Source organism: Streptomyces rimosus subsp. rimosus, from assembly GCF_000720725.1.
Classification (GTDB): domain Bacteria; phylum Actinomycetota; class Actinomycetes; order Streptomycetales; family Streptomycetaceae; genus Streptomyces; species Streptomyces rimosus_A.
Genome location: NZ_JOCQ01000002.1, coordinates 129511 through 155320 on the forward strand (window position 1 = coordinate 129511; position 25810 = coordinate 155320).

General features: G+C 74.9%; 23 protein-coding genes. 11 read left to right on the forward strand and 12 right to left on the reverse strand.

Going from position 1 to position 25810, the window contains the following annotated elements; translation table 11 throughout:
- Positions 1–18: 18 nt before the first annotated feature.
- Both IH45_RS0101560 and IH45_RS1000000147660 read left to right on the forward strand, forming a co-directional pair.
- Positions 19–1125 carry an NAD(P)/FAD-dependent oxidoreductase gene (locus IH45_RS0101560; RefSeq protein ID WP_030660043.1) on the forward strand — a complete coding sequence of 369 codons (1107 nt, stop codon included), beginning with the start codon at positions 19–21 and terminating at the stop codon, positions 1123–1125.
- Positions 1126–1300: 175 nt separating this feature from the next.
- Positions 1301–2002: a hypothetical protein gene (locus IH45_RS1000000147660; protein WP_050514436.1), complete on the forward strand. Its 702-nt coding sequence runs from the start codon at positions 1301–1303 to the stop codon at positions 2000–2002.
- A gap of 135 nt (positions 2003–2137) precedes the next feature.
- Here the strand turns inward: IH45_RS1000000147660 and IH45_RS0101570 are convergent, their stop codons facing one another.
- Together IH45_RS0101570 and IH45_RS0101575 are read right to left on the reverse strand one after the other, a co-directional pair.
- A complete protein-coding gene (locus IH45_RS0101570; protein ID WP_030660045.1) occupies positions 2138–3205 on the reverse strand; it encodes a lipoate--protein ligase family protein in 1068 nt (355 codons plus the stop codon).
- Positions 3206–3320: 115 nt separating this feature from the next.
- A complete protein-coding gene (locus tag IH45_RS0101575) occupies positions 3321–4088 on the reverse strand; it encodes an SIR2 family NAD-dependent protein deacylase (RefSeq protein WP_050514437.1) in 768 nt (255 codons plus the stop codon).
- Between the two features lie 189 nt (positions 4089–4277).
- Here IH45_RS0101575 and IH45_RS0101580 point away from each other — a divergent pair, with 189 nt between their 5' ends.
- From IH45_RS0101580 to IH45_RS0101595, 4 genes are all read left to right on the forward strand, one after another.
- Positions 4278–6128: a gamma-glutamyltransferase family protein gene (locus IH45_RS0101580; RefSeq protein WP_030660047.1), complete on the forward strand. Its 1851-nt coding sequence runs from the start codon at positions 4278–4280 to the stop codon at positions 6126–6128.
- A gap of 153 nt (positions 6129–6281) precedes the next feature.
- Positions 6282–7118, forward strand: a complete 837-nt coding sequence (locus tag IH45_RS0101585; protein WP_032916632.1) for an inositol monophosphatase family protein — start codon at positions 6282–6284, stop codon at positions 7116–7118.
- A gap of 49 nt (positions 7119–7167) precedes the next feature.
- The gene (locus IH45_RS0101590; protein ID WP_030660049.1) at positions 7168–8577 is read left to right on the forward strand and encodes a phytoene desaturase family protein; all 1410 of its coding nucleotides are present in this window, start codon (positions 7168–7170) and stop codon (positions 8575–8577) included.
- 154 nt (positions 8578–8731) lie between these two features.
- Positions 8732–9517 (forward strand): ArsR/SmtB family transcription factor, encoded by a 786-nt coding sequence (locus tag IH45_RS0101595; RefSeq protein ID WP_030660051.1) that lies wholly within the window; start codon positions 8732–8734, stop codon positions 9515–9517.
- A gap of 27 nt (positions 9518–9544) precedes the next feature.
- On the opposite strand, the gene IH45_RS0101600 is transcribed toward IH45_RS0101595, so the two are convergent.
- Together IH45_RS0101600 and IH45_RS0101605 are read right to left on the reverse strand one after the other, a co-directional pair.
- Positions 9545–10453 carry a PDR/VanB family oxidoreductase gene (locus tag IH45_RS0101600; RefSeq protein ID WP_030660053.1) on the reverse strand — a complete coding sequence of 303 codons (909 nt, stop codon included), beginning with the start codon at positions 10451–10453 and terminating at the stop codon, positions 9545–9547.
- Between the two features lie 47 nt (positions 10454–10500).
- Positions 10501–11130 (reverse strand): MSMEG_1061 family FMN-dependent PPOX-type flavoprotein, encoded by a 630-nt coding sequence (locus IH45_RS0101605; protein WP_030660055.1) that lies wholly within the window; start codon positions 11128–11130, stop codon positions 10501–10503.
- A 179-nt stretch (positions 11131–11309) separates the two neighbouring features.
- Between IH45_RS0101605 and IH45_RS0101610 the strand changes: the two genes are divergently transcribed.
- From IH45_RS0101610 to IH45_RS0101620, 3 genes are all read left to right on the forward strand, one after another.
- Entirely contained in the window at positions 11310–11933 is a 624-nt protein-coding gene (locus tag IH45_RS0101610) for a TetR/AcrR family transcriptional regulator (RefSeq protein ID WP_030660057.1), read from the forward strand.
- A gap of 85 nt (positions 11934–12018) precedes the next feature.
- Positions 12019–12573 carry a GNAT family N-acetyltransferase gene (locus IH45_RS0101615; protein ID WP_030660059.1) on the forward strand — a complete coding sequence of 185 codons (555 nt, stop codon included), beginning with the start codon at positions 12019–12021 and terminating at the stop codon, positions 12571–12573.
- 7 nt (positions 12574–12580) lie between these two features.
- A complete protein-coding gene (locus IH45_RS0101620) occupies positions 12581–13108 on the forward strand; it encodes an O-acetyl-ADP-ribose deacetylase (RefSeq protein WP_030660061.1) in 528 nt (175 codons plus the stop codon).
- Positions 13109–13136: 28 nt separating this feature from the next.
- On the opposite strand, the gene IH45_RS0101625 is transcribed toward IH45_RS0101620, so the two are convergent.
- Positions 13137–13898, reverse strand: coding sequence for a GNAT family N-acetyltransferase (locus IH45_RS0101625; protein ID WP_030660063.1), 762 nt, complete (start codon positions 13896–13898; stop codon positions 13137–13139).
- A gap of 301 nt (positions 13899–14199) precedes the next feature.
- On the opposite strand from IH45_RS0101625, the gene IH45_RS0101630 reads away from it, so the two are divergent.
- Both IH45_RS0101630 and IH45_RS0101635 read left to right on the forward strand, forming a co-directional pair.
- Positions 14200–15675, forward strand: a complete 1476-nt coding sequence (locus IH45_RS0101630) for a DNA-3-methyladenine glycosylase 2 (RefSeq protein ID WP_030660064.1) — start codon at positions 14200–14202, stop codon at positions 15673–15675.
- Positions 15676–15684: 9 nt separating this feature from the next.
- Entirely contained in the window at positions 15685–16272 is a 588-nt protein-coding gene (locus tag IH45_RS0101635) for a methylated-DNA--[protein]-cysteine S-methyltransferase (RefSeq protein ID WP_050514438.1), read from the forward strand.
- Between the two features lie 30 nt (positions 16273–16302).
- Here the strand turns inward: IH45_RS0101635 and IH45_RS0101640 are convergent, their stop codons facing one another.
- The 7 genes from IH45_RS0101640 to IH45_RS0101670 form a co-directional block, all read right to left on the reverse strand.
- The gene (locus IH45_RS0101640) at positions 16303–17166 is read right to left on the reverse strand and encodes a nucleotidyltransferase domain-containing protein (RefSeq protein ID WP_078897115.1); all 864 of its coding nucleotides are present in this window, start codon (positions 17164–17166) and stop codon (positions 16303–16305) included.
- Between the two features lie 31 nt (positions 17167–17197).
- Complete coding sequence (locus IH45_RS0101645) at positions 17198–18130, reverse strand: LLM class flavin-dependent oxidoreductase (RefSeq protein WP_050514439.1); 933 nt, start codon at positions 18128–18130, stop codon at positions 17198–17200.
- Positions 18131–18205: 75 nt separating this feature from the next.
- Positions 18206–18700 carry an NUDIX domain-containing protein gene (locus IH45_RS0101650; RefSeq protein ID WP_030660073.1) on the reverse strand — a complete coding sequence of 165 codons (495 nt, stop codon included), beginning with the start codon at positions 18698–18700 and terminating at the stop codon, positions 18206–18208.
- A gap of 82 nt (positions 18701–18782) precedes the next feature.
- A complete protein-coding gene (locus tag IH45_RS01000000142970; protein WP_234440393.1) occupies positions 18783–19073 on the reverse strand; it encodes a hypothetical protein in 291 nt (96 codons plus the stop codon).
- 103 nt (positions 19074–19176) lie between these two features.
- A complete protein-coding gene (locus IH45_RS0101660) occupies positions 19177–22560 on the reverse strand; it encodes an SAV_2336 N-terminal domain-related protein (RefSeq protein WP_030660077.1) in 3384 nt (1127 codons plus the stop codon).
- Positions 22561–22562: 2 nt separating this feature from the next.
- Positions 22563–23522 carry an AAA family ATPase gene (locus tag IH45_RS0101665; RefSeq protein ID WP_030660079.1) on the reverse strand — a complete coding sequence of 320 codons (960 nt, stop codon included), beginning with the start codon at positions 23520–23522 and terminating at the stop codon, positions 22563–22565.
- Between the two features lie 79 nt (positions 23523–23601).
- Positions 23602–25809 (reverse strand): VMAP-C domain-containing protein, encoded by a 2208-nt coding sequence (locus tag IH45_RS0101670; protein ID WP_050514441.1) that lies wholly within the window; start codon positions 25807–25809, stop codon positions 23602–23604.
- Between the last annotated feature and the right edge of the window lies 1 nt (position 25810).

Here is a 25810-nt window from a genome sequence, read left to right on the forward strand (position 1 = left end):
CAGGGGAGGGGGACGGCCATGCGCGTCGCCGTGGTGGGTGCGGGCATCGTGGGCGCGAGTGCCGCGTGGCACGCGGCCGGGCTGGGCGCGGACGTGGTGCTGGCGGGGCGCACCCAGCCCGGTGAGGCGACCGCGGCCGGCGCGGGCATCGTCTGCCCCTGGGCCTCCGGGAACGACGACCCCGACTGGTTCCGCGCCGCCGCCGAAGGGGCGCGGTACTACCCCGGCCTGGTCGCCGAACTGGCCGAAGCGGGCGAGCGCGGCCTCGGCCACCGCGTCGTCGGCGCGCTCGCCCTGGCCGCCGACGACGCGGACCTGCACCGCATCCGCCTGCGGGTGCTGGAACGGCGGCGCGACGCCGCGGACACCGGCGAGGTGGACCTCCTCGACGAGTCCGCGGCCCGCTCGCTGTTCCCGCCGCTGGCGCCCGGTCTGCGTGCCGTACGCATATCCGCCGGCGCCCGCGTCGACGGCGGCCGGCTGCGCGACGCGCTGCTGCGGCAGGCGCGGTGGCGCGGCGCGGACGTACGCCTGGGACGCGCGGCGCTGGTCCGTACGGGCGACCGGATCACCGGCATCGAGGTGGACGGCGAACGCATCGCCGCGGACGCGGTCGTCGTCGCGGCCGGGGCCTGGGCGCCGGAACTGCTGGCGCCGGTGGGGGTGACCGTACGGATCACCCCGGAGCGCGGGCAGCTCGCGCACCTGTCGCTGTCCGGCGCGGACACCGGGCATTGGCCCGTCGTCATGCCCCGCGCCACCGGGCACTACCTCGTCCCGTTCGACGGCGCGCGGGTCGTGGCGGGCGCCACCCGGGAGTCCGGCACCGGCTTCGACCACCGGGTGACGGCCGGGGGGCTGGCCGAGGTGCTGGCCGAGGCCCTGGCGGTCGCGCCCGGGCTGGCGGACGCCACGCATCTGGAGACGCGCGTCGGCTTCCGCCCCGTTGGCCCGGACAGCCGTCCGCTGCTCGGCCGGGTCCCCGGCCTGGACGGCCTGATCGTCGCCGACGGCCTCGGCTCGACCGGGCTGACCGCCGGCCCGTGGGCGGGACGGGTCGCCGCGCTGCTGGCCACGGGCGCGGACCCGGGGCTCGACCTGGGGGCGTACGACCCGGTGCGCTGACCGGCGCACGGTTCGGGCGGGGGCGCGTGGGTCCGGCCGGGGGCGCACAGGACGCGCCGAGGCGCGCGGGGGCGCGCATCAACTCACCCGTCACTCCCAACTCTTTGCCCACTCCTGATGCTCCCCATACGAGGTGGCCTTGGAGTGCGGCGGCCGATGCGGGGACCATGGATCCATGAGGCGCCCCCCATCGGAGACACACTTCGGCACCGGTACCCGTACGACGCCCGCTTCGGCCGGCCGGCTCTCCCACGTACGGTGGATCGCCGGCGGCACCGGAGCGGGCAAGAGCACCCTGGCGATAGTCCTGGCGCGGCGCCACGGCGCCGTCGTCTACCGCGGTGACCTGGCCCAGCACACCTGGCTGCCCCGTTGTTCACCCCGGCAGCACCCGAACTTCCACGCCGCCCGCGACGAGCCGCCCGGCTCCCTGTGGGACAGCCGCAGCCCCGACGAGGCGTGCGGCTTCGCGCAGCGCGTGGTGGCCGAGACCTTCGCCTTCGAGGTCGAGGACCTGCTCGCGATGCCCACCGACCGGCCCGTCCTGGTCGACTGGTTCGGCAACCTGCCGAGCCAGCTCGCCCCCCTGCTCACCCGCCCCGACCAGGCGGTCTTCCTGCTCCCCACCCCGGAGTTCCGGCTGGCCGCGCTGCGCTCCCGGCGCAGCGTCCCGGTGCGCTCCCTGGTCAGCTGGGGCAGCCGGGCCCCGGAAGCCACGCTGGCCAAACGGCTGGCCCGGGACGAACTGTGGGACGCCGAGGTCCGCCGCCAGGCGGCCGCCCACGGGAACACGGTCATCACCATGGACGGCGGCCGGCCGGTCACCGACCTCGCGGACGAGGTGGCGGAGCGCTTCCGGCTGGGGACGGCGGCGTAGGGGTACGGGGCTCCGCGGCGCGATGCACCGGACCCGCGCGACGGGCCGGAGTGCACGCGGCCGACAAAACCCGCGCGGCGGCCCGGAGTGCATGCGGCCTACAAAAGCCGCGCGTCCGACCGGAGTTCACGCGGCTTACGGCACCCGCGCGGTCCACTCCGGCGAGCTGAACTTGCCGCCCGCCAGCTCCTGGGCCCGCGCCATCTCCTCCTCGGAGACCGCCCCGTCCGTCCCGCCGTACCGCGACCGGAACGAGCCGATCATCCGCTCGATGACCTCGGCGCGCGGCAGCCCGGTCTGCCGGCGCAGCGGGTCCACCCGCTTCTTCGCGCTGCGGGTGCCCTTGTCCGACAGCTTCTCCTTGCCGATCCGCAGCACCTCGACCATCTTGTCCGCGTCGATGTCGTACGACATGGTCACGTGGTGCAGCACCGCGCCGTCACCCGCGACCATGCGCTTCTGGGCGGCCCCGGCGATCTTCCCGGCATCCGTCGCGATGTCGTTGAGCGGCTTGTACCAGGCGTTGATGCCCATGTCGCCGAGGGCGGTCAGCACCCAGTCGTCCAGGTAGGCGTAGCTCTCGGCGAAGGTCAGCCCCTGTACGAGCGAGGCGGGCACGCACAGGGAGTAGGTGATGGTGTTGCCGGGCTCCACGAACATCGCGCCGCCACCGCTGATCCGCCGCACCACCGTCACGCCGTGCCGCGCGGCGCCCTCCGGGTCCACCTCGTTGGCCAGCGACTGGAAGCTGCCGATGATGACCGCCGGGCGGTCCCACTCCCACACCCGCAGCGTCGGCGGCCGCCGCCCGGCGGCCACCTCGGCGGTCAGCACCTCGTCCAACGCCATGTGCAGCGCGGGCGGTTGCGGCGCCTCGTGGATGATCTGCCAGTCGAAGTCCGTCCAGTCGGTGGCCTGCGCGACCGCGCGGCGCACCGCGATGCCGACGGCCTCCGAGGTGAACCCGAACAGCACCGCGCCGGGCGGCAGCGCCGCGTCGATCCGGGCCGCGAGGCCCCGCGCGTCGGTGTCCGCCGGCGCGCCCTCCAGCGCCGCGTCGATGGCGCCCAGCGCCTCGTCCGGCTCCAGGAAGAAGTCCCCCGCGACATGGACGTCGCGCAGCGCCCCGCCCGTCACGTCGAGATCGACGACCACCAGCTTGCCGCCCGGCACCTTGTACTCACCGTGGTGCTTGCCCTGCACGGCGCATCCTCCCGCTGTCCTGTTCCCGGCGCTCGGCCCGGCGGCCGGCAGCCGGGTCAACCGTAGCGGTGCCGGTTTCATTTCCGGCAAAGGGGGCGGTTCGGGGCCCGGCCGGTCAGGGCGCCAGAGTGGCGAGCAGGTCGGGGAGGGCGGTGCCGATGGGGGTGCGGATCGTTTCGGCGGCCAGCTCGTCGTACGGGGTGGGCTCGGCGTTCACGATGATCAGCCGGGCGCCGTGCTCGGCGGCCAGTCCCGCGAGCGAGGCGGCGGGCTGCACCTGGAGGCTCGTCCCCACCGCGATGAAGACATCGGCGGCCTTGGCGACGCCCATGGCCGTACCGAGCACCTCCGGGTCGAGGCGCTCGCCGAACATGACGGTGGCCGATTTGAGGATGCCGCCACAGCCGGTGCACGCCGGGTCGGGGTCGCCCGCGGCCACCCGCTCCAGGGCTTCGGACATCGGCGCGCGGGCGTGGCAGCGGGTGCAGACCACGGTGCGGGCCGTGCCGTGCAGTTCCAGGACCTTGCGGTCGGGTACGCCCGCGAGCTGGTGCAGCCCGTCGACGTTCTGCGTGATGACGCGGACCGGCACGCCGAAGCGCTCCAGCCGGGCGACCGCCTCATGGGCCGCGTTCGGCCGGGCCTGCAGGGCCGGGCTGTCCTGCCGCATCCGCCAGGAACGGCGCCGGATCTCCGGATCGTTCATGTAGTACTCGTACGTCACCAGCTTTTCGGCCTCCGGGTCCCGCCGCCACAGCCCGTTGGGGCCGCGGTAGTCCGGGATGCCGGAGTCGGTGGAGATGCCGGCGCCGCTGAGGATCGCCACCAAGGGGCGGCGCGAGGTGCCGTGGGGCGCGGGGCTGGTGGGGGCCGTACCGGTCATGGTGCGAGCGTATGCGGAGGGTGGCCGGGGCGGCGAACGGATTTGCGAGGGCCCGCGGCCGGCCGAGGTGACCGGTACGGGTACCGATGTGATCAGGACGTGCCCTGCCCCGGGGGATTGCCGGGCCCCCTGCGGGGGAGAGGGCGGACAAGGAGACCGCTCGATCGTCCGTCGCATGTGAGGAGCCCCGTGTTCACCACCCGCCCCACCCTCCAGGGAACCTTCGGTATGGCCGCGACCACGCACTGGCTGGCCTCGCAGTCGGCGATGGGTGTGCTGGAGGACGGTGGTAACGCCTTTGACGCGGCGGTGGCCGCCGGGTTCGTGCTGCATGTTGTCGAGCCGCATCTGAACGGGCCCGCGGGTGAGGTGCCCGTCATCGTCGCGCCCGCGGGCGGGCCGGTGCGGGTGCTGTGCGGGCAGGGGCCCGCGCCCGCCGGGGCGAGCGTGGCGCACTACACCTCCCTGGGGCTCGGGCTGGTGCCCGGCACGGGGCCGCTCGCCGCCGCCGTGCCCGGTGCCTTCGACGCCTGGATGCTGCTGCTCCGGGATTACGGCACCAGGACACTGGGGGAGGTGCTGCGGTACGCCGTGGGGTACGCCGAGCACGGGCACCCGGCCGTCGAGCGGGTGGGCGAGACGGTGGCGACGGTCCGGGAGCTGTTCGAGACGGAGTGGATATCGTCCGCCGAGATCTACCTGCCGGACGGGCGGCCGGTCGGGCCCGGCGGCCTGCTCAGGAACCGGCCGCTGGCGGCCACCTGGCGCCGCCTGATCAGTGAGTCCGAGGCCGCGGCGGCGGGCCGGGAGGCGCAGATCGACGCCGCCCGCCGGATCTGGCGCGAGGGCTTCATCGGCGAGGCACTGGCCGCGTTCGCCGCCCGCCCCGCCATGGACACCTCAGGCGAGCGGCACGCGGGCACGCTGACGGGCGATGACCTGGCGGCCTTCTCGGCGACGTACGAGGACCCGGTGACGTACGACTGGAACGGGTGGACGGTGGCGAAGGCGGGGGGCTGGTCGCAGGGGCCCGCGCTGCTTCAGCAGCTGGCTCTGCTGCCTCCTGAGCTGCCCCGGTACGGGAGTGCCGAGTACGTCCACCTGCTGATCGAGGGGTGCAAGCTGGCCATGGCCGACCGTGAAGCCTGGTACGGCGACGCGGCCGAGGTGCCGGTTACGGCGCTGCTGAGCGACGACTACAACGCGGAGCGGCGGGCCCTGATCGGCGAGCACGCCTCGTACGAGCTGCGGCCCGGCAGCCCGGACGGCCGTACGCCACGGCTGAGCAAGCACGCGCTGGCGGTCGCGGCGGGCGCGGACGCCGCCGAGGTGCCGGGCGCCGCCGGCGCGGGCGCGGGCGAACCCACCGTGGCCACCGCCGATGCGCCCGGCGCCGCCCCCGCCATCGCGCCCGAGGTCGACCGGAGCGGCGCCACGCGCGGCGACACCTGCCACATCGACATCGTGGACCGCTGGGGCAACATGGTCTCCGCGACGCCCTCCGGCGGCTGGCTCCAGTCCAACCCGGTGGTCCCGGCGCTCGGGTTCCCGCTCGGAACGCGCCTGCAGATGGCCTGGCTGGAGGAGGGGCTGCCGAACTCGCTCACCCCGGGGCGCCGCCCGCGCACCACCCTCACGCCCTCGCTGGCGCTGCGGGACGGCATTCCGGTGATGGCGTTCGGCACGCCCGGCGGCGATCAGCAGGATCAGTGGCAGATGCACTTCCTGCTGGCCGCGACACTGCGCGCGCCGGTACGCGGCGGCCTGGACCTCCAGGGCGCCATCGACGCGCCGAACTGGCACAACGACTCCTTCCCCGGCTCGTTCTTCCCGCGCGCCATGCGGCCGGGCAGCGTGACGGTCGAGTCCCGGATCGGTGCCGAGGTGATCGGGGAGCTGCGGCGGCGCGGGCACCGGGTGACGGTCGGCGACGCGTGGTCGGAGGGGCGGCTGTCGGCGGTGGCGCGGGACCCGGAGACGGGCGTGCTGTCGGCGGCCGCCAATCCGCGGGGGATGCAGGGGTACGCCGTCGGGCGGTAGGCGGGGGCGTACGCCGTGCGGCCCGGGGGCCCGGCATCCGGAGTTCACCTCCTGTCCAGGCCCTGTGTCAGTGGGGCGTGGTTCGATGGAGTCATGATCGAAGCGATTCGTACGGAAACGGGAGACACGACGGAAGAGACGGGCGGCGCCTCCATGCACACGGCGGACGAGGTGCTGCGCGCGCTGGACACGGCCGCGGTCGAGGACGCCGTCCGCAAGGCCGCGGCGGCCGAGATCATGCCGCGGTTCCGGCAGCTCGCCGCCCACGAGGTGCTGGAGAAGAACGGCCCGCACGACCTCGTCACGGTCGCCGACCGGCTCGCCGAGGAGCAGCTGACCGCCGCCCTGACGAGCCTGCTGCCCGGCTCGCTGGTCGTCGGCGAGGAGGCGGTGCACGCCGACCCCGCCGTGCTCGACGCGCTGCGCGGCGACGCGCCGGTGTGGATCGTCGACCCGGTCGACGGCACCCGCCAGTTCGTGCACGGCGACCCGGGCTTCGCCACGCTCGTCACCCTGGCGCTGCGCGGCGAGCTGCTCGCCTCCTGGACGTACGCCCCGGCCCTGGACCTGATGGCGGTCGCCCGCCGCGGCGCGGGCGCCGAGCTGAACGGGGAGCCGCTGCGCCCCGGTTCCCCGGCGGCCGGCGCGGTGCTGGACGTGGCGATATCGCACTACGACTTCACCACCGACGAGCAGAAGCGGGCCCTGGCCCTGCTGGAGACCGACGGCGTCGCCCCGCGCCCCTGCGGCTCGGCGGGCCTGGAGTATCTGCACATCGCGCGCGGCGAACTGGACGCGGTCGCCTTCAGCTGGGAGAACTCCTGGGACCACGCGGCCGGGCTGCTCCTCGTCCACGAGACGGGCGGTGTCAGCGGCACGGTCGCCGGCGAGCCGTTCCGGATAGCCGGCGGCAACGCGCTGCCGTTCACCGCGGCACGGGACGCGGCCACGGCCCGGCGTATCCTCGAACTGCTGGCGGCCGCCGACTGATCCTCAAGGGCGAGGGTCGCAGACGAGGGGAGTGGCGCAGGTGCCGACGATGCTCGATGCCGTGGTGATCGGGGCGGGCCCCAACGGGCTGACCGCGGCCGTCGAACTGGCCCGCCGCGGTATGGCCGTCGAGGTCTTCGAGGCGCACGCCACCATCGGAGGCGGCGCCCGCACCGAGGAGCTGACGCTGCCCGGCTTCCGGCACGACCCCTGCTCGGCGGTGCACCCGCTCGCCGCGGGCTCGCCCGCCTTCACCACCATGGACCTGGAGCGGTACGGCCTTGAGTGGCTGCACCCGGAGCTGCCGATGGCGCACCCCTTCCCCGACGGCACGGCCGCGGTGCTCGCCCGCTCCGTCGGCGAGACGGCGATGTCCCTCGGCGCGCACGACGCCGGCACCTACCGCAGACTGCTCGCGCCCTTCCTCGGCAAGTGGGCGCCCCTGGCCGCGGACTTCCTGCGGACGCAGTGGCTCGGCCTGCCGCGCGACCCGGTGACGTACGCCCGGTTCGGCCTGGCCGCGGCCCAGCCGGTCGCCCTGCTCAACCGGCGCTTCCGGGACCAGAAGGCGCGCGGCCTGTTCGCCGGGCTCGCCGCGCACGTCATCGCGCCGCTCAGCAGTCCGGGCACGGCCGGCGCCGCGCTCATGTTCGCACTCGCCGCGCACGCGGGCGGCTGGCCGGTCCCGCGCGGCGGCTCGCAGGCCATTCCCGACGCCCTGGCCGCGCTGCTGCGCCTGCACGGCGGCGTGGTGCACACGGGATACGAGGTCAAGCGGCTGGACGATCTGCCACCGGCCCGGGCGTACGTCTTCGACACCTCGCCGACCGCGCTGGCCCGGATCGCCGGGCTCGGCAACGCCTACCGCGGCGTGCGGTACGGACCCGGCGTCTTCAAGATCGATTACGCGCTGTCCGGCCCGGTGCCGTGGACCGCGCCCCAGGCCCGCCGGGCGGGCACCGTGCACCTCGGCCCGACCAGCGGCGAGATCGGCACCGCGCTGCGCGCCGCCGCCGACGGCCGCGCCCCGTCCGTACCGTTCCTGATCACCTCGCAGCCGAGCCTGATCGACCCCACCCGCGCCCCCGAGGGCAAGCACACCTTCTGGGTGTACGGCCATGTCCCGCACGGCTGGGAGGGCGACGCCACGGAAGCGGTGGAGCGCCAACTGGAGCGCTTCGCGCCCGGGTTCCGCGACCTGGTGCTGGCCCGTGCCGTCGCCGGACCGCCCCGGCTGGCCGCCCGCAACGCCAACTATGTCGGCGGCGACATCTGCGCCGGTTCCGCCGCGGGCCTCGGCCTGGTCATCCGCCCCAAGCTCGCCCGTGTCCCGTACACCACCGCCCACCCGGCGGTCTTCCTGTGCTCCCAGTCCGCCCCGCCGGGCCCCGGCGTGCACGGGATGCCGGGGCACCACGCCGCGCGGGCGGTCTGGTCCCGGCTGCGCCCGACCCGCTGACCGGGCGCGGGCCGCCCACGCCCGGACGCCCGCGCCGAGCCGCCCGCACCGAGCCGCTCTCCGCGCGAAATCACCCCGAGTCACCGCCACGTCGTGGGCCGGCTTGACATGCAACCGGGCGGTTGCCAATCTGGTGGTGAGGGGGTCCGACGGTATGGACGAGGTGTTCAAGGCGCTCGCGGACGCGAGCCGCAGGCGACTGCTGGACCGGCTGAACGAGCGGTCCGGGCAAAGTCTGCGCGAGCTGTGCGCGGGGCTGGAGATGACCAGGCAGGCGGTGTCCAAGCACCTGGCGGTGCTGGAGGGCGCGGGTCTGGTCACGACGGTCCGGCACGGCCGGGAGCGGCTGCACTACCTCAACCCCGTACCCATCCACGATCTTGCCGACCGCTGGATCGGCCGGTACGAACGGAGCCGGATGGCCGCGCTCGGCAACCTGAAGCACGCTCTGGAAGGAACGGCGATGAGCAAGCCCGAGTTCGTCTACACGATCTACATCCACACCACGCCCGAGAAGCTCTGGGAGGGCCTGACCAGCCCGGAGTTCCTCAAGCAGTACCACGGCGGCTGGGCGCCCTCCTCCGACTGGAAGGCCGGCTCGAAGGTGCTGTGGCCGGTCGAGGACGGCGGCGAGCCGCAGGATCTCGGCCAGGTCGTCACCGAGTCGGAGCCCGGCAAGCGGCTCGCCTACACCTGGCACACGCTGCAGCCGATGCACCAGGAGATGTTCGGCATGAGCGACGCGGAGTTCGCCGAGGCGGTCAAGGAGCGCTCGAAGGTCGCCTTCGACATCGAGCCGGCCGAGGAGCCGGAGATGGGCGTGAAGCTGACCATCACCCACGACGGCTTCACCTCGGCCGACTCCAAGATGCTGGAGGGCGTCAGCGGCGGCTGGATCATGATGCTGTCGGAGCTCAAGACGATCCTCGAAAAGGCCTGACCCGCTTCCCGGCCGGCGGGCCGCCGCTCAGAGGTCCAGCACCAGCCGCGGCCCCTGCGTCCGCGACACGCAGGCGTACATCCGGCCCTCCGGGGCCCCGATGTCGTCCCGGTGCTCGGGCTCCCCGTCGAGAACGGTGAGTTCGCAACTGCCGCAGACGCCCTCGCGGCACCCGGACGGCACGCTGAATCCGGCGTGGTTCAGGACGTCGAGCAGCGACTCGTCGGCGGGCACCGGGACCGTACGCCCTGATCGCGCGCATACGGCGTCGAACGCCGTATCGGGTGCGAACACCCTGGGCAGCGGCTGGAACCGCTCGGCGTGCAGTTGCCCGGCCGGGAAGGCGGCCTCCGCCGCCGCGAGCATGGAGGCCGGGCCGCAGCAGTAGACCAGGGTGCCGGGTGCCAGCTCCGCCGCCAGCGCGCCGAAGTCCGGTCTGCCGTGCTCCCGGGTGGCGACGATGCGTACGGCGTCCCCGTGGGCGGCGCGCAGTTCACCGGCGAAGGGCATGGTGGCGGCCGAAGGCCCCACGTACACCAGCGAGGCCGGTACGCCCGCCGCGGTCGCCGCGCGCAGCATCGGCAGGACGGGCGTGATGCCGATGCCGCCCGCGAGGAAGAGGTAGCGCGGCGCGGGCACGAGGGGGAAGTGGTTGCGCGGCAGGGACACGTCGAGCGTGCGGCCCGGGCGCAGGAAGCGGTGGATGTATTCGGAGCCGCCCCGGCTGAGCGGGTCGTACCGAACGGCGACGCGGTAGGTCTCGCGGTCCGCGGGGTCCCCGCACAGGGAGTACTGCCGGGTCAGCCAGTTCGGCAGGGTCACGTCGATGTGGGCGCCCGGCTCCCAGGGGGCCAGCGGGCCGTCGGCGCCGCGCAGCACGAGGGAGACGACGTCGTCGGCGACCGGGTCGAGGTGGTCGAGGAGGGTCCGCTGCATCGGTGATTCCCTTTCCGGCGCGGTCGGTGGAGCTTCTTCCGGCACGATCAGAAGAGCTTGCGGTAGGACTCTGCGAGGACGGCTTCGAAGTGCTGCGGATCGAGGTCGCCCCCGAACTGCGCGGCGGCGACCTCGCCGACCGACGGCAACTCGTCGGCGAGGGCCGTGCTTGCCGGGTCCCACAGCCGCGACCGCAGCAGCGCACGGCCGCAGTGGAAGTACGCCTCGGCCACCTCCACGACGATCGCCAGCACCGGCGCCTTGGCCTCGGTGCGCATCCTGGTCAGCACGTCGGGCTCGTCGGTGGGGTAGGCCCGGCCGTTGACCCGCAGTACCTCCGACATGCCGGGCACCAGGAAGCACAGCCCGACCTCGCCGTTCTCCGCGATGTTGCGGAGCGAGTCGGCGATCCGGTTGCCCGGCCGGTCGGGTATCGCGAGCGTGTGCTCGTCCAGGACCTTCACGAATCCCGGGTAGTCGCCGCGCGGCGAGCAGTCGGCGTGTCCGGCCGCGTCCGCGGTGGCCAGCGACAGGAACGGCGAGTGCGCGATGAAGCGGCGGATGAACCCGTCGATATGGTCGATCTTCTTGTTCTCCAGCATGGACTCGGGTTCACCGAGCCGGGCGCGGACCTCCTCCATGGACAACCGGCGGGGGCGGGCGAGGGTGTGCGTCATGGCGGCTCCTTCCGGGAGGGGCGATACGGCGGACGGGCGCGGGCGGCAACGGCGCCCCGGCGTCCGGAGGCTCCGCCGACGGTGGCGGCAACAGCCGCTCCCCCGCAGCTCATGGCACCATTGTGAGTAATTGCTCAGGTCTTCGCCACTCGCATTCGAGGGGCTTCCCAGGAGGTGTCATGCCGACCGACCGCCAGGGCCTCGCACCACGTAAACAGCCACGCCAGGCCCGCGCCGAGGCGACCCGGCAGCGCATCCTCGCCGCGGCTGCTCACGTTTTCGCCGAGTACGGCTACGCCGCGGGGACCACCAACCGCATCGCCGAACGGGCGCGGGTCTCGATCGGATCGCTCTACCAGTACTACCCGAACAAGGACGCGATCCTGGTGGAGCTGCTGATCCGGCACCTCGACGCCGGGGCCGCCGCCGCCGAGGAGCGGCTGGACGGGCAGCTGCCCGACTCCCTCGAAGAGACCATGCGGCTCTTCGTGCGCACCTCGATCGACAACCACCTGGACGACCCCCAACTGCTGCGCGTCATGGCCGAGCAGGGCCCCCGGACCCCGGAACTCCTCGACAAGGTCGCCCGGCACCACCGGGCGCGGGTCGCCTCCGTCCAGGCGCTGTTCGAGCGCCATCCGCAGGTCCGGGTCGCGGACACGCACGTCGCCGCCCGGCTCGCCGTGGCCACCATCGAACTCCTCGTCCACCAGCTCCTGGCGGCACCGGACCCCGTGGACATCACCCGGTTCGAGAACGAGCTGGTGGCCATGCTCACCGGCTACCTCACGACCGAACGGTGACGGTACGGGCGCCCGCGGTACCGGCGGGTGCCGGGGCCCGTAATTCCGGTGCGGCCCGCTCGTCGTGCGTGGTAATCCCCTGGCTATGAGTGATCTTCAGACAGCGCGGCTGGTGCTCCACCCGCTCACCGCCGCCGAGGCGGAGCGGCTGGTGGCGCGCGCCCCGGCCGACGGCGACCGCTGGGCACCCGGCTATCCCACCGACGGGGACGTGAAGTCCGCCAACGACTTCCTGGGCCACTGCGCGTCCACCGGCGATCCGCAGCCCTTCGGGGACTACGAGATACGCCGCCGGGCGGACGGGCTCGCCATCGGCGGCGTCGGGTTCCACCGGCCGCCCGCCGCGGACGGCAGCGTCACGATCGGCTACGGCCTGGTGCCCGCGGCACGCGGCCACGGGTACGCGGCGGAGGCCCTGCGCGAGCTGCTGCGCCTCGCCCAGGAACGGGGCGTCACCTGCGTGAAGGGCGACGCCGACCACGGCAACACCGCGTCCCAGCGCGTCATGGCCGCAGCCGGAATGCAGCCCGTGGGGGAGGACGAGCGGGTGAAGTACTTCGAGATCAGCTGGCCCGTCACAGCCGGGGACACGGCCGGACCGCCGGGGCCCGCCGCCGGCGCCGGGGACACGGGACCATGATGGCCGTATGACCGCATCCGCATCCGCCCCCGCCCTCACCCTCGTCGCCGGTGACATCACCGAACAGCCGGCCGACGCCGTCGTGAACGCCGCCAACTCCTCGCTGCTGGGCGGCGGGGGAGTGGACGGCGCGATCCACCGGCGCGGCGGCCCGGAGATCCTGGCCGAGTGCCGGGCGCTGCGGGCCTCGCACTACGGCAAGGGGCTGCCGACCGGACAGGCCGTGGCGACCACGGCGGGCAGGCTGCCGGCCCGCTGGGTGATCCACACGGTCGGCCCGGTCTGGTCCGGGTCCGAGGACCGCTCGCACCTGCTCGCCTCCTGCTACCGCGAGTCGCTGCGGGTCGCCGACGAGCTGGGCGCCCGTACCGTCGCCTTCCCGGCCATCTCCGCCGGGATCTACCGCTGGCCGCTGGACGACGCCGCCCGTATCGCGGTGGAGACGGTACGGGCGGCGGAGACGGCCGTCGAGGAGGTGCGGTTCGTGCTCTTCGACGAGCGGGCGTACGCGGCGTTCGCGGCGCGGGTGGGCTGACCGGCCGCGAGACGGGGCCGCCCGGCGCTCAGTGCCAGGCGAACCGTGCCGACACGCACGGGTCCTCGTTGCGGTAGCCGAGGCGGTCGTAGAGCCGCTCGGCGGGCGCGTTGTCGGCCAGCTGCCACAGCGTGCAGAAGCCGTGCCGCCGTACGGTGTGCCGGGTCAGCCACGAGGTCAGCGCCGCGCCCAGGCCCTGGCCGCGCTGGGCGGCGTCGGTCGCGACGGACGCCATCAGCGGCGCGCCGCTGTCCCGCAGGCTGCTCATCGCGCCGCACGCCACCAGCCGCCCGTCCGCGCCGCGGATACCGGCCCACAGGCTCACGTCCGCCGAGCCGGGGCCGGTCGAGTGGGCCGGGCTGTGCTCGTTGAGGAAGGCGAGCAGCTCCCCGTGGTGGCTCTCGTCGAGCGCGACCACGCGGTACTCCGCCGGGTGGACGGACGGTTCCTCCAGCGTCCAGCGGAACACCCACTCGACCACGTCGGTCACCGCCAGGTGACGGCCGACCAGCGTCTCGGTGCCGCGCGGCCCGGTGAACTCCCGTACGCCGTCGGGAAATCCCTGCGCGGCACGCAGCACGAGACCGGCGGCGGCGTCGGCCTCGCCGACGCTCCACACGTGCCCGCGGGCGGCGTCGAGCCAGGCGGCGGCACCGGCGTTGCACCAACTGGACCGGTCGGCGGGCCGCTGCCGCGCGGCGCCGAAACGCAGGAGGGCGGCGCCCTCCTGGAGCTGAAGGCCCTGGGTGAACAGGTCCTCGGTCCGGGGGAGAAGAGTCGTTGCCTGCATCACTCTCTGAGAAGGACGTAGGGGAGGGAACGACTGCGGACACGCTGGAGGCGCGGCCGGAACCGTTCGTCTGAAGTAGGGGGTCCCGGCAGCGGCAGCACACGCGTGCGCGCCCGGCCAACCGGGTCGCCCACTCTCGCACACCGCCCCCGGACCGGCGCAAATTCGTGGCGGGTGCCGTATGCCACGTCGGGTCGGACAGCGGTTCCCGGCGGATTTTCCTCCGGGCCGTCGCTGGTCACCGAACGCTGATGTCGGAAAACCGCCAGCCCGCCGCCCGCGGCTGCCCGATCCTGGACGTATGCACACCGACTTCGAGCGCTGTCTGCGCGCCGTCCAGTCCAAGGACGCCCGGTTCGACGGGTGGTTCTACACGGCGGTGCGCACCACGCGTATCTATTGCCGTCCCAGCTGCCCGGTGGTGCCGCCCAAACCCGAGAACATGACCTTCTACCCGAGCGCCGCCGCCGCGCAGCAGGCCGGGTACCGCGCCTGCAAACGGTGCCGCCCGGACGCCAGCCCCGGATCGCCGCAGTGGGACGAGCGCGCCGACTGCGTCGCGCGCGCCATGCGGCTGATCGCCGACGGCGTCGTGGACCGCGAGGGCGTGCCGGGACTGGCCGCCCGGCTCGGCTACAGCACCCGCCAGGTCGAGCGGCAGCTGCTGGCAGAGCTGGGTGCCGGGCCGCTCGCGCTGGCCCGCGCGCAGCGCGCCCAGACCGCACGCCTGCTCATCGAGACCACCGAACTGCCCATGGCCGACGTGGCGTTCGCCGCCGGGTTCGCCAGCATCCGCACCTTCAACGACACGGTGCGCGAGGTGTTCGCGCTCGCGCCCACCGAGCTGCGGCGGCGCGCCCGGCCGGGCACCGGCGCGGCGGCCCTGCCCGGCACGCTCGCCCTGCGGCTGCCCTTCCGGCAGCCGCTGTGCCCGGACAACCTCTTCGGACACCTGGCCGCGACCGCCGTACCGGGCGTGGAGGAGTGGCGGGACGGCGCGTACCGGCGCACGCTCGCCCTCCCGTACGGGCACGGCATCGTCGCCCTCACCCCGCGCCCCGACCACATCGACTGCCGGCTCTCCCTGACCGACCTGCGCGACCTCGCCGGGGCCATCGCCCGCTGCCGCCGGATGCTCGACCTGGACGCCGACCCGGAGGCGGTGGACGGGCTGCTCGGCGAGGACCCCGTGCTGGCCCCGCTGGTCCGCAAGGCGCCGGGGCGGCGGGTGCCGCGCACGGTGGACGCCGACGAGTTCGCGGTACGGGCCGTCCTGGGCCAGCAGGTGTCCACCGCGGCGGCGCGTACGCACGCGGGCCGGCTGGTCACCGCGTACGGCCGCACGATCAACGACCCGGCGGGCGGCCTGACCCACCTCTTCCCCGCCCCCGCCGAGCTGGCCGGGCTCGACCCCGAGACGCTCGCCATGCCGCGCACCCGGCGCGCCACCCTCACCACCATGATCACCGCCCTGGCCGACGGGACCGTCCAGCTCGGCGTCGGCAGCGACCGCGACCGGGCCCGCGCCCAGCTGGCGGCGCTGCCCGGCGTGGGCCCCTGGACCGTCGAGTGCGTCGCCATGCGGGCTCTCGGCGACCCCGACGCGTTCACCCCGACCGACCTGGGCCTGCGCCGCGCCGCCGCCGGCCTCGGGCTGCCGGCCACCCCGGCGGCGCTGATACGGCACTCGGCGCGCTGGCGCCCGTGGCGCGCGTACGCCGTCCAGTACCTCTGGGCCACCGATGACCACCCCATCAACCACCTCCCCACCGACTGAGGCGATCCCATGTCCGTTCCCGTGACCACCGGCGGCGCGCGCTGCCACGCCGTCCTGCCCGACACCCCGTACGGCCCGCTGACCCTCGTCGCCGAGGGGGACGCCCTCGCCGGCCTCTACATGACCGACCAGCGCCACCGCCCGCCCCAGGAGTCCTTCGGCCCGCCGGAGGACATCGCGGAGCCGCCCTTCGCGGCAGCCGTCCAGCAGCTGCGCGCCTACTTCGACGGCACGCTCACCGACTTCGACCTGCCCCTCGCCCCGCGGGGCACGCCCTTCCAGCGCCGCGTCTGGGACGCCCTGCGCGAGATCCCGTACGGCGCGACGCTCTCGTACGGACAGCTCGCCGAACGCCTCGGCAAGCCGTCCGCGGCCCGCGCGGTCGGCCTGGCCAACGGCAAGAACCCGATCGGCATCATCATCCCCTGCCACCGCGTCATCGGGGCGAGCGGTAGCCTCACGGGCTACGGCGGCGGGCTCGACCGCAAGCGCCGGCTGCTGTCCTTCGAGCGGGGCGGAACCGTGCGGGCAGACGCGGCGCGGGGCGGAGCCGCCCGGGCAGGCTCCGTGCCGGGGCAGGAGCCGCTGTTCGGGTGAGGCGCAGGCGGCCGGCCGCCGCCCGTGTCCTCAGCCGGCGCTCTCCACCACTGCCCGCACATCCGCCACCAGCTCTTCCGCCACCTTCAGCGAACGCGCCAACTCCGGCCCTGTACGGCCCAGTTCGCCCAGCAGTGCGCTCGCCCGCTCCTCGAAAGCAGGCGGCGCGCCGGGCAGGGCTGCGGCGGCTGCGAGGGCGCCCTTCTCGTTGATCAGCCAGGTCCGGTGGTGGGCGTGCAGGGCCTGGGTCAGGTCGCCCACCGCCCGCGCCAGGCACAGCGCCGCGTGCAGCGTGTCCGCGGCCGCGTGCGACTTGCCCGCCATGGCCACGGAGAACCCGGCGTCCCAGACCGCCGTGCCGGTCAGCGCGCTTCGCAGCGGCTCCGGATACTCCCGCATCTCCGCCTTGAGACGGCCCAGCTCCCCGGACGGATCGGCCAGGACGCGCGCCAGCGCCAGCTCACCCGCGTACGCCGGGGACCAGAACCCCAGCGGATGCCCCACCTGGGCGCCGATCTCGAACCGCCCCGCCCGGCACTCCCGCCACACGGTCTCCACCCGGTCGAGATCCCGCAACAGCCAGTCCACATGCCGCCCGTCCGGCATCACCAGCCACGCTCCGCCGTTCACCCAGTCGCCCCAGGCACCCGGCCCGTGGATCTCCACCGGCGCGCCGGTGATCTCGGCGGCCAGGTCCGCGAGCGCGGCGAGACCGAGCTCGCCGCGGTAGTAGACGCCGAGGTCCCAGTCCGAGTCCGGGCGGTGGGTGCCCCTGGCCCGGCTGCCGCCGAGGGTGACGCCGATGACGCCCGGCACTTCCGCCAGGGCGGCTGCCCCGTGCCCGGCCCAGTGATCGCCGTGCGATTCGTCGTGGTGGTCCGTGCTCTCCTTCACGCCGGGCAGCCTACGGTCCCGCCCTCCGGGCTCACGCCACCAACCCCCGTACCTCCGCCAGCAACTCCACCTGATGCCGCCAGTCGCCGCCCGCGAACGTCATCAGGACGCGGGAGACACCCGCGCCGCAGTAACTGTGCAGGCGCTCGGCGGCTTCCCGGACGCCGCCGGTCACGGGGACCTCGGCGAAGTGTTCCGGCGTGGAGCCGTAGGCCACGGCCAGGCCCGCCGCGAAATCCGTACGGGTGGGCAGGTCCGGTTCCGTGCCGAGCGCGCCCATGGCGCCGACGACGACGGCCGGGGCCGGACGGCCGAAGGCGGCGGCGAGTTCGGCCAGGTGCACGGTGCCCGCGGCGACTTCGGCGGGTGGTGCCAGGCCGGGGTGCCAGCCGTCGCCCAGGCGTGCCGCGCGCCGTATGGCGCTGCGGGAGTTGCCGCTGATCCAGACGGGCGGCATGGCCACGGCGGGCCATAAATCGGCCGCGCGGATGCCCTGTTCGTACGGCGGTGTTCCCCCGTCGCCCGCAAGCAGGCGCGGCAGCAGCCGCAGTGTCGCGTCGGTCCGGCGGCCCCGTTCCTCGTACGGCACACCCGCCGCCGCCCACCGCGCGCGCCCGCCGCCGGTCCCCACGCCGAGCACCAGCCGCCCGTCCGCGACGTACTGGAGGCTCGCGATCTCCTCGGCGGCCCGGGCCGGGGACCGGAGTGCCGGTGCGTACGCCGTGCTGACGACGGTGATGCGCTCGGTCGCCGCGGCGACCGCCGCCACCGCCACCGCGGCGTCCAGCGACGGTTCGCCGGCCGGGGCGTCCCGGTGCGCGACGAGGTCGAGCCCGGCCCGTTCCGCGTGCCGGGCCGCCTCGGTGAGGGTGAGTTTCTGCTCGCGCCGCACGGCGGGCGACGGCAGCACCACACCCACCGCCAGGCGGCCCGGCGGGACCGCCGCATCCGGGAAGAACGTCATGCGGAGACGATGCAACCTCAAGCGGGCTTGAAGTCAAGGGGGCGGGCCCGGACCCGAGGGGTGGCGGGCCGGCCGTCAGGAGGCGGCCGGCGCGACGCCGTCCTCCAGCTCCACCGGCCCGCCCCCGCCCGCCAGCGCGTCCAGTGCGGCCCGCATGCGCAGGGCCATCGGGGGAGACAGCCGCGGTTCCGCCTCTTCCCACGTCAGCAGGGAGAAGGACAGCAGTTCCGTCTCCTGGAGGCGGATGGCCGCCAGTTGGCCCGCGTCCAGTACGCCGCCGTCGTACAGGTACGACACCAGCGGCGGGCGTCCGGGGCCGCGCACCCAGTCGACGGCCAGCAGCCGGCCCGGCTCGATGTCCAGGCCGATCTCCTCGGCGGTCTCCCGCCGCGCGGCCTGACGGGGCGACTCGCCCGCGTCCGACTCGACGGTGCCGCCGGGCAGGATCCAGGTGTCGCGGTAGTTCGGCTCGACGTACAGCACCCGGTCGTCGGCGTCGCGGAAGATGACACCGGCACCCGCGAGCACACGCGGAAGACCGGCGATATAGGTGGCGTAGTCCGTGGTCATACGGTGAGCGTAGTGGGGCCTGACGAAGTGTCCGCCCAGGCCGCGGGCCCGCAGGCAGCTGATCAAGTCCGGTGTCGGATTCTCATTCCGGGTCGGCAGGTTCTTGCCGGCCGGGCTCTGCGTGACGGATCCGTGCGACGCCCTTGTCCAGGTCCACGCTGAGTGGCGGGCCCTCCGCGGGCCGGACGTTCTTGCGGACCCTTTCCTGCTCCATCGCCCTCTTCACCGCCTGTGCTGCCGGGGAGAACTCCTCTGCCAGCACCGAGGTACGCCCCTTCGTCTTGCGGTAGTAGATCCATCCGCGGCGCTCCGACCACAGCAATACGCGATCCGCCAAGGCCAGGAAGATGCCGGCAGCGGCGGCGATGGTCACAACAAGCACAGCGCTTCTCATGCTGCTGGAACGTGGCAGCCCTCTGCCGCGTTCCGTGAGACGCAGGCTCGCCGGCCCCGGCGCCCTCGCTCGCCGGCCTTGCTCACCGGCCTTCGAGAAGCAGCGCCGCCAGCCGCAGATACGCCCGGTACGTCTCCGGGGCCAGCCAGGACAGCTCCACCACGCTGCCGGTGGCCAGGTGGCTGTCGCGCGGCACCATGACCACGCTCCGACACCGCGAGGCGAGCGCGTGCACGGAGGCCGGGTTCAGCGTCCAGCCGGCCTCCGGGCGGCTGTGGTTGAGCACCACCACCGCGTCCGCCGCCAGGTGCGGCAGGCCCAGGGTGAGCAGCCGGTCCATCGACTGCTGCGCGTGCGTCAGCCCGGCCGGGTCGGCCCGGGTCACGATCACCACCCGGTCGGTGTGGTGCAGCACCGCCTGCGGAAACCGGTCGGTGTCGGCGAGGGTGACGGCGCAGTACCGCTGTGCCAGTTCGGCCACCTGCGCGTAGTCCCCGTCGGAGAACTGGCCGGGCGGTCCCGCGCGGTTCACGGAGTCGTTGGCGAGCACCAGCAGGCCGGACCGGTGCTGGGACATGAACATGCGGAAGTCGTCGGCATCGCGGACCCGCCCCGCGTCCTGCGCCAGATCCGTCAGCCGGGCCTCGGTATTGCGGTAGACGCGCCGCGCGATACGGATGTGACCGCCGGCGTGCCGGTCCGCGTCAATGGCCAGGACGGGCTCCCGGCGCTGCTCGGCCAGCAGCGCTCCGAGCACGGTCGTCGTGGTGGTGCAGCCCACCCGGTCCTTCAGGGCGAGCAGGGCGATGTGCAGCGGACGCCTCAGCGGCGCCCGGACCGTGGCCAGCAGCCGGTCGTGTTCGGCGTCCTCGTCGGGGTGGCCGGCCGCCGGCCCGGCCGGGGCGGGCGGCGCGGTGGGCGTGTCGTCCTCGCCGCCCCGCGTCACCGACTCCGGCAGGTGCCCGGCGAACGCCTCGGCCACCTCCGCGGCCGTCGGCCGGGCCTCCGGTTCCTCGTCCACACAGCGCAGCAGGATGTCCCGCAGCCCGCCGTCCAGCCGGAGGAACCCCTCCTGCGTGAGGAGCGCGTCGCGCCGGTACCAGCGCCAGGACCGGCCTGTCGCGGCGTCCACCAGGATCGTGCCCAGCGCGTAGACGTCGCCCGCCGCGATCCGCGACTCGCCCCAGGCGGTGGCCTCCGGCGCGCGGTGCGGCGAGCCGGTGGGCACGGCCAGGGGCGACTCGCTGGACTGCCCGTCGATCCGGGCCGAGGTCCACTCCAGGATCCGTATCGTCTCCTCGGTCACCAGCACCGTTCCGGGCGCCAGCGCGCCGTGCACGATGTTCTTGCGATGGCAGCGGAGCACCGCGCGGGCCAGGTGCCACCCCAGCCACGGGAACAGCGGCGAGTCGTGCAGCGGGCCCGCGGCGTGCAGCAGCGCGCGCAGCGTCGGCGCCGGCAGCTCCGTACTGAGCCGGTCGAGACGCAGGGCGATCCACGGCTGCGCGCCCTCCAGATCACTGTCGAGCACTTCGGGCGCGTAGACGCCGTCCATCCGGCGCAGCGCCTGCCACTCGACGCCCAGCAGCTCCCTGGCCATCGGCGAGTTGAAGGTCGGCGACACGCGCAGCAGCGCTTCGGCGCCCGTCTCGTCCGCACCGATGTACGCGCTCGGCACGCCGCCCGCCTCGCCGCGCAGCCGCAGGTTGTACGGTCCCAGGCTTCGCAGATCATGGACCCGCAGCGGCAGCCACGACGGCGCCGCGCGCAGCGCGTCCGGCAGCCACGCCTCCTCGTACGTCTCCGGCGGCAGCGCCCGGACCGGGGCCATCGGCCGGGCCCCGAGGTGGGTCAGCAGCCGGTCCTCCAGCCAGGCGAACGGCCGCGTACCGGGCAGCAGCTCCCCTGTACCGGACGGGTGCGCCAGCCACGCCGGGAAGTCCGGCGACCGGCCCACCAGGCGCGCCAGCCGCTCGGTGACCGCGCGCGTGGTGCGCAGCAGTTCGATCGGGGGAGCGGTGTCCAGCAGGATCTCCTGGGCGCCCGGGACGAACTCGAAGCTGCGGTGCTGCGGCGGCGCGTCGTCCGCGGGCCCGGCCCGGCGCATCAGCCCGCCGAGGAAGACCTCGGCCAGGTGCGAGGTCTCGGCGGGCCACGGTACCGAGGACAGGACGAGCCGCATCACCGGCACCGTGATCGGCGACACCGCGGCCAGGTGGGCGGCCAGCCGGTACGCCGGGCCGGAGGCGGCGTCCCGGAAGCGCAGCACGGCGTCCGCTGCGTCCGCGGTGCGGGTGTCCGCCGCCGGGCGTACCCCGGGCGCGGTGGGCGGGGCCAGCAGCGGCAGCTCGGCACTCGCCCCGGGCGAGGCGACCAGCCGGGCCCAGGCGGCGACGGCCGCGCGGCGCGGCTCCAGTACGGGCACCGGGACGCCGCGGAAGTCGTCGGCGAGCCCCGCGGGCAGCAGCGCGTTGGTCACGTCCCAGGTGTCGTTGGCCGCGCCCCGCCGCCGGGTGGTCACCCGCCACGGCTCGGCCCGCAGCCCCGAACCGCTCCACATGTGCGCGGGCAGCGCGTGCACGACGCCGGTGGGGCCGCGGCGCGCCCACCGCTCCAGCGCGCCGTGCAGCGTCCCGTCGCGCCAGCAGGAGCCGACGCCGTCGCTGATGACCAGGATCAGGCTGCGCCCGGACGGGTCGGTGACGGCGGCCGGCGAGAGCTGTGCCGGATCGGGGTCGAAGGGGCGCGCCCGCAGCCGGGGCCTGGCCGGAGACCGGCTGTCCAGGCCGTGCACCCGTACGTCCCGGAACGCGCCCAACTGCTCGAAGAGCGACCGCAGTTCGCTGACCAGGCGGCGCCACAGCAGCATGGACACGCCGTCGTCGACGAGCAGCGTCAGATCGAGCCACCGCTCCCGCGCGGGCCGCGTCACCACGTCCGGCAGCCCGGTTTCGGCCATCGCCGTCACGGTCGCCACGTCGTCCAGCTCCTGCCGGTCGTGGCGCGGCCAGCGCTGCTTGAGAGGGCGCAGCGCCCGGCTGAGCCGCAGCTCCTCGTGGCCCAGCGCCTTGCCCTCCGGTACGCGTACGGGCAGCGCCCCGGCGTCCCGCCGCTCCGGGTGCGCGGCGGCGGCGAACTCGGGGGCGCCGCCCGCCGACGCGGCGGCGTGCAGCGCGCCGACGAGCCGGGACGGGGACCGCTGCCGCGGGGCGGGGCCGGAGCGGTGGGGCGCGTCCGGCGCCCGTCCGGCTCCCTCGGGCGCCGCATCGTCCGGGTGCCGCGCTCCGGGCATGTCCTCCTTCCCGCGGTGCGGGGCCGGCTGCTGCGCCACGAGGGCCGCCAGCGGCGCCGAGCCGTCGCGCGGCAGCCGCCCGGCCAGCCACAGGATGTCCAGCAGCTCCAGGGTGGAGATCTCGTAGCCGGTGAGGGCACCGACCTGCTCGAAACCGGAGCCGCCGCCCGGCACGGCTACACCGCTCCGCCGAGCCGGTGCAGCACCGCCTGCAACAGCCCCTCGGCGTCCAGGTTCACCCCGCCCTTGCGCAGGAATACCGCGTTGAGCAGCTGGTCCGTGGCCAGCTCGCCGTGCGCCCGCTCGTCGATGAAGGTCTGCAGCAGATCGTCCATCCCCGTCAGCGCGTCCTCGCCGAGGTGCGCGGCGACGATGCTGCGCAGCTGCTGCTGGTCCGGGTCGGGCAGCGCCAGCCGTACGCAGCGGCGCAGGAACGCCGGCGGGAAGTCCCGCTCCCCGTTGCTGGTGATCACCACCACCGGGAACTCCCGGCAGCGCACCAGGCCGCGCGTCACCCCCACCCGCCCGCTGTCCGTGCCGTGCAGCAGCACCTCCACCTCACTGCGGTCCTCCGGCAGCCGGGACAGCTCCGGGATCTCGAACTCGCCCTCCTCGAAGACCATCAGCAGGTCGTTGGGCAGGTCCACGTCGCCCTTGTCCAGCTCGTCGACGAGCAGCACCCGCGGTACGTCGCGCGGCACCAGCGCGGTCCCCAGCGGCCCCAGCCGGATGTACGTGCCGATGTCCGGCTCCGGGCCCGTGTGCTGCTCCTGGCGCAGGTGGGTTTCCCGCAGCCGGCCGATGGCGTCGTAGTCGTACAGCGCCTCCTTGAGCACCGAACGGCTGTTGACCGCCCACTGGAGCACCGGCCCCAGGCTCAGCTCGTGCGCGATGGCGTGCGCCAGCGACGACTTGCCGGTGCCCGGGTGGCCGGTCACCAGCAGCGGGCGCCGCAGGTGCAGCGCCGCGCTCACCACGTCCGCCTGGGCCCGGCCGATCAGATACGGGCGCTCGCGCCGTATGCCGTCCGTGCCGCCGGCCGGCGCGAACTGCCGCCAGGGCGGCGCCGGGGGCAGCACCGCCTGCCGGGGAGTGCGGTCGCCCCGGAAGAGCCGCCACGCGTCGTTCTCCGTCATCGCCGATCCGCTCCCGCCGTCAGCCGTCGCTCCCCGCCGCGGCGCGCCCCCGCGCACCACGGCCCGTACGCTCCGCCGCTCACCCGCCCGCCCCCGCGCCCGGATCGGCCAGCCGCAGCTCGTCCGGCAGCGGCAGTCCGGCGTCCTCCCAGACCAGCGCGGGCCGGGCGGCCTGCGAGGGGTCCATGTGGGCGTGCACCCGGAAGTGCCGTACCCGCTCCGGCAGTTCCTCCAACGGACCGGACGGGCGCGACGGTTCCAGGCGCGCCGCCTGCCGGTGGTCCTCCGCCTCGCGGTCCCACAGCACGATCGGCACCCCCATGAACAAGCACACGTTCAGCAGCTGCGCCCGGTGCTTGGGCGGCCCGTGCACCACGACACTGCCCTGGTCCCGGTGCGTCGTCTTCAGCAGCCCCATCAGCTCCCGGTCGCTGGTGATCCGCTCGTCGGCGATCAGCGGGCCGGTGCGCCGCCGGGCCTCCCAGCGGCGGCTGAGGTCGGGCCCGGCGGTGCGCGAGTGCCGCCGCACCTGGGGGCAGCGCAGGACGACGAGGAAGTCCTCGCCCAGCGGCGCCGGGTACGGCTCGCCGGGCTCCCTGCCGTCCCACTCGTCCACCGGCAGCTGGAGCCCGTCCGGGCCGACGGCCACCGCCACCATCGGCACGCCCTGCCCCGCGTCCTCGGCGCCGCTGGCGACGGCGCGCACCAGCCGGGCGACCTCCGCGCCGGTCAGCGGGCGGTCGTCGCGGGGCCCGGTACGGGCGGCCGTCCCGTCGTCGCGCACCCGCCACACCGCGCAGCGGTAGCGGTCCGGCGGGTCGTCGGTGTGCCGGGTCAGCTCCACCAGGACGCAGGCGCCCGCCGACGCGGTCCGCGCGGCCCAGCGCGCCGCGTCCGCCCGCCGCTCGTCCAGCGCCGAGGGGTGGACGCCCAGCCGCTGGGCGACGCGGGTGCTCCACTCCCGCAGCACCTCGCCCGCCAGCCCGCCGACCTCCGCCGCGACGTACTCCACCACCCGCACCAGCGCGGGCAGCCGCGGCGTCTCGTGCGGCACGGACGAGCAGTCGCCGGTCCACGTCTCCAGCGCCCGCAGTACGGCGGGGACGGCGGACGCGGACAGCCGCGCGCCGTGCAGCGGCGCGGGCAGCGCCACGAAGGGCAGGGCCGCGGCGGCGGCCCGGGGGAGCAGCCCCGGGTCATGCCCCGTCAGGCCGGTCAGCTTGGCGAGCAGCTTGCGGTGTTCGGCCGCCGACAGCAGACCGCCCGCCTCGACGAGCCGCCCCAGCGCCAGCAGCCGGTCCAGCTCGGCGCGGGCACCGCGCTCGGTGACGGTCCGCGCGACCGACTCGGTCAGCGTCGGCAGCGCCCGCTCGACCGTGTACAGGACCGTAGCCAGCTCCTCCACGGTCGGCGCCGAGCCGTCCCCCGGAGTGCGCAGGCCCAGCTCGGCGGCGAGGGCCGTGGCGTGCACCGCGCGCTCCGACGGCACCCCGAGCAGTGCCTGCACCGGGCCCGCCAGCATGTCGCGCAGCCCGCCGTCCTCGGGGAAGGCCGCACCGTCCCGGGTACGGTCCGGGCGCAGCAGCTCGCCCGCGCCGACCCGCGTCAGCTCCGCGTCGATCGCCTGCCGGGTGATGCCCCAGCTGCGCCGGACCGTGTGCTGGGCGGAGAACGTACCGCCCGGCGGCTCGATCCGGCCCATCACCAGGCCCACCGCGGCGGTGTCGCCCAGCGACCACAGGGGGCCGCCGCTGTAGCCCTCTTCGATGGCCGCGCCCGAAAGCTGCCCGTCGAGGTAGCCGACGCGGCCGTCACACACGCCCACCCGAACGTCGGCGTAGGTGAACATCTGCCCGCCGCCGTACCAGGCCCGCACCTCCTGGCCGGTGGCCATGTCCGTCCAGGGCAGCGGGCGCACCGGGGCCGGCGGCGGCTCGTCCAGCTCCAGTACGGCCAGATCGCCGGCCCACTCCAGGGCACCCTCGGGCACCGGTCCGGCGCCGTCGACAGCGCGCGGCGCCACCCACGCGGCCAGCCGTGCGCGCACGGCGGGCTCGGGGGACAGGACCGGGAAGGCGACTTCCAGCCGGACCCGACCCGGGTCGTCGGGGCTCAGCAACCGCCGTCCGAGCGCGATGTTGACGACATGGGCGCAGGTCAGCAGATACCGGGCCGCGAGGTGGACGCCCGCGCCCGCCGTCCGGGCCGTCCCGTCGTGCACCACCCTGACCAGCGCGCCCCGGGCGTCCGCCGGGGGCGCGTCGGCGGGCACCGTGAACCACCCCATG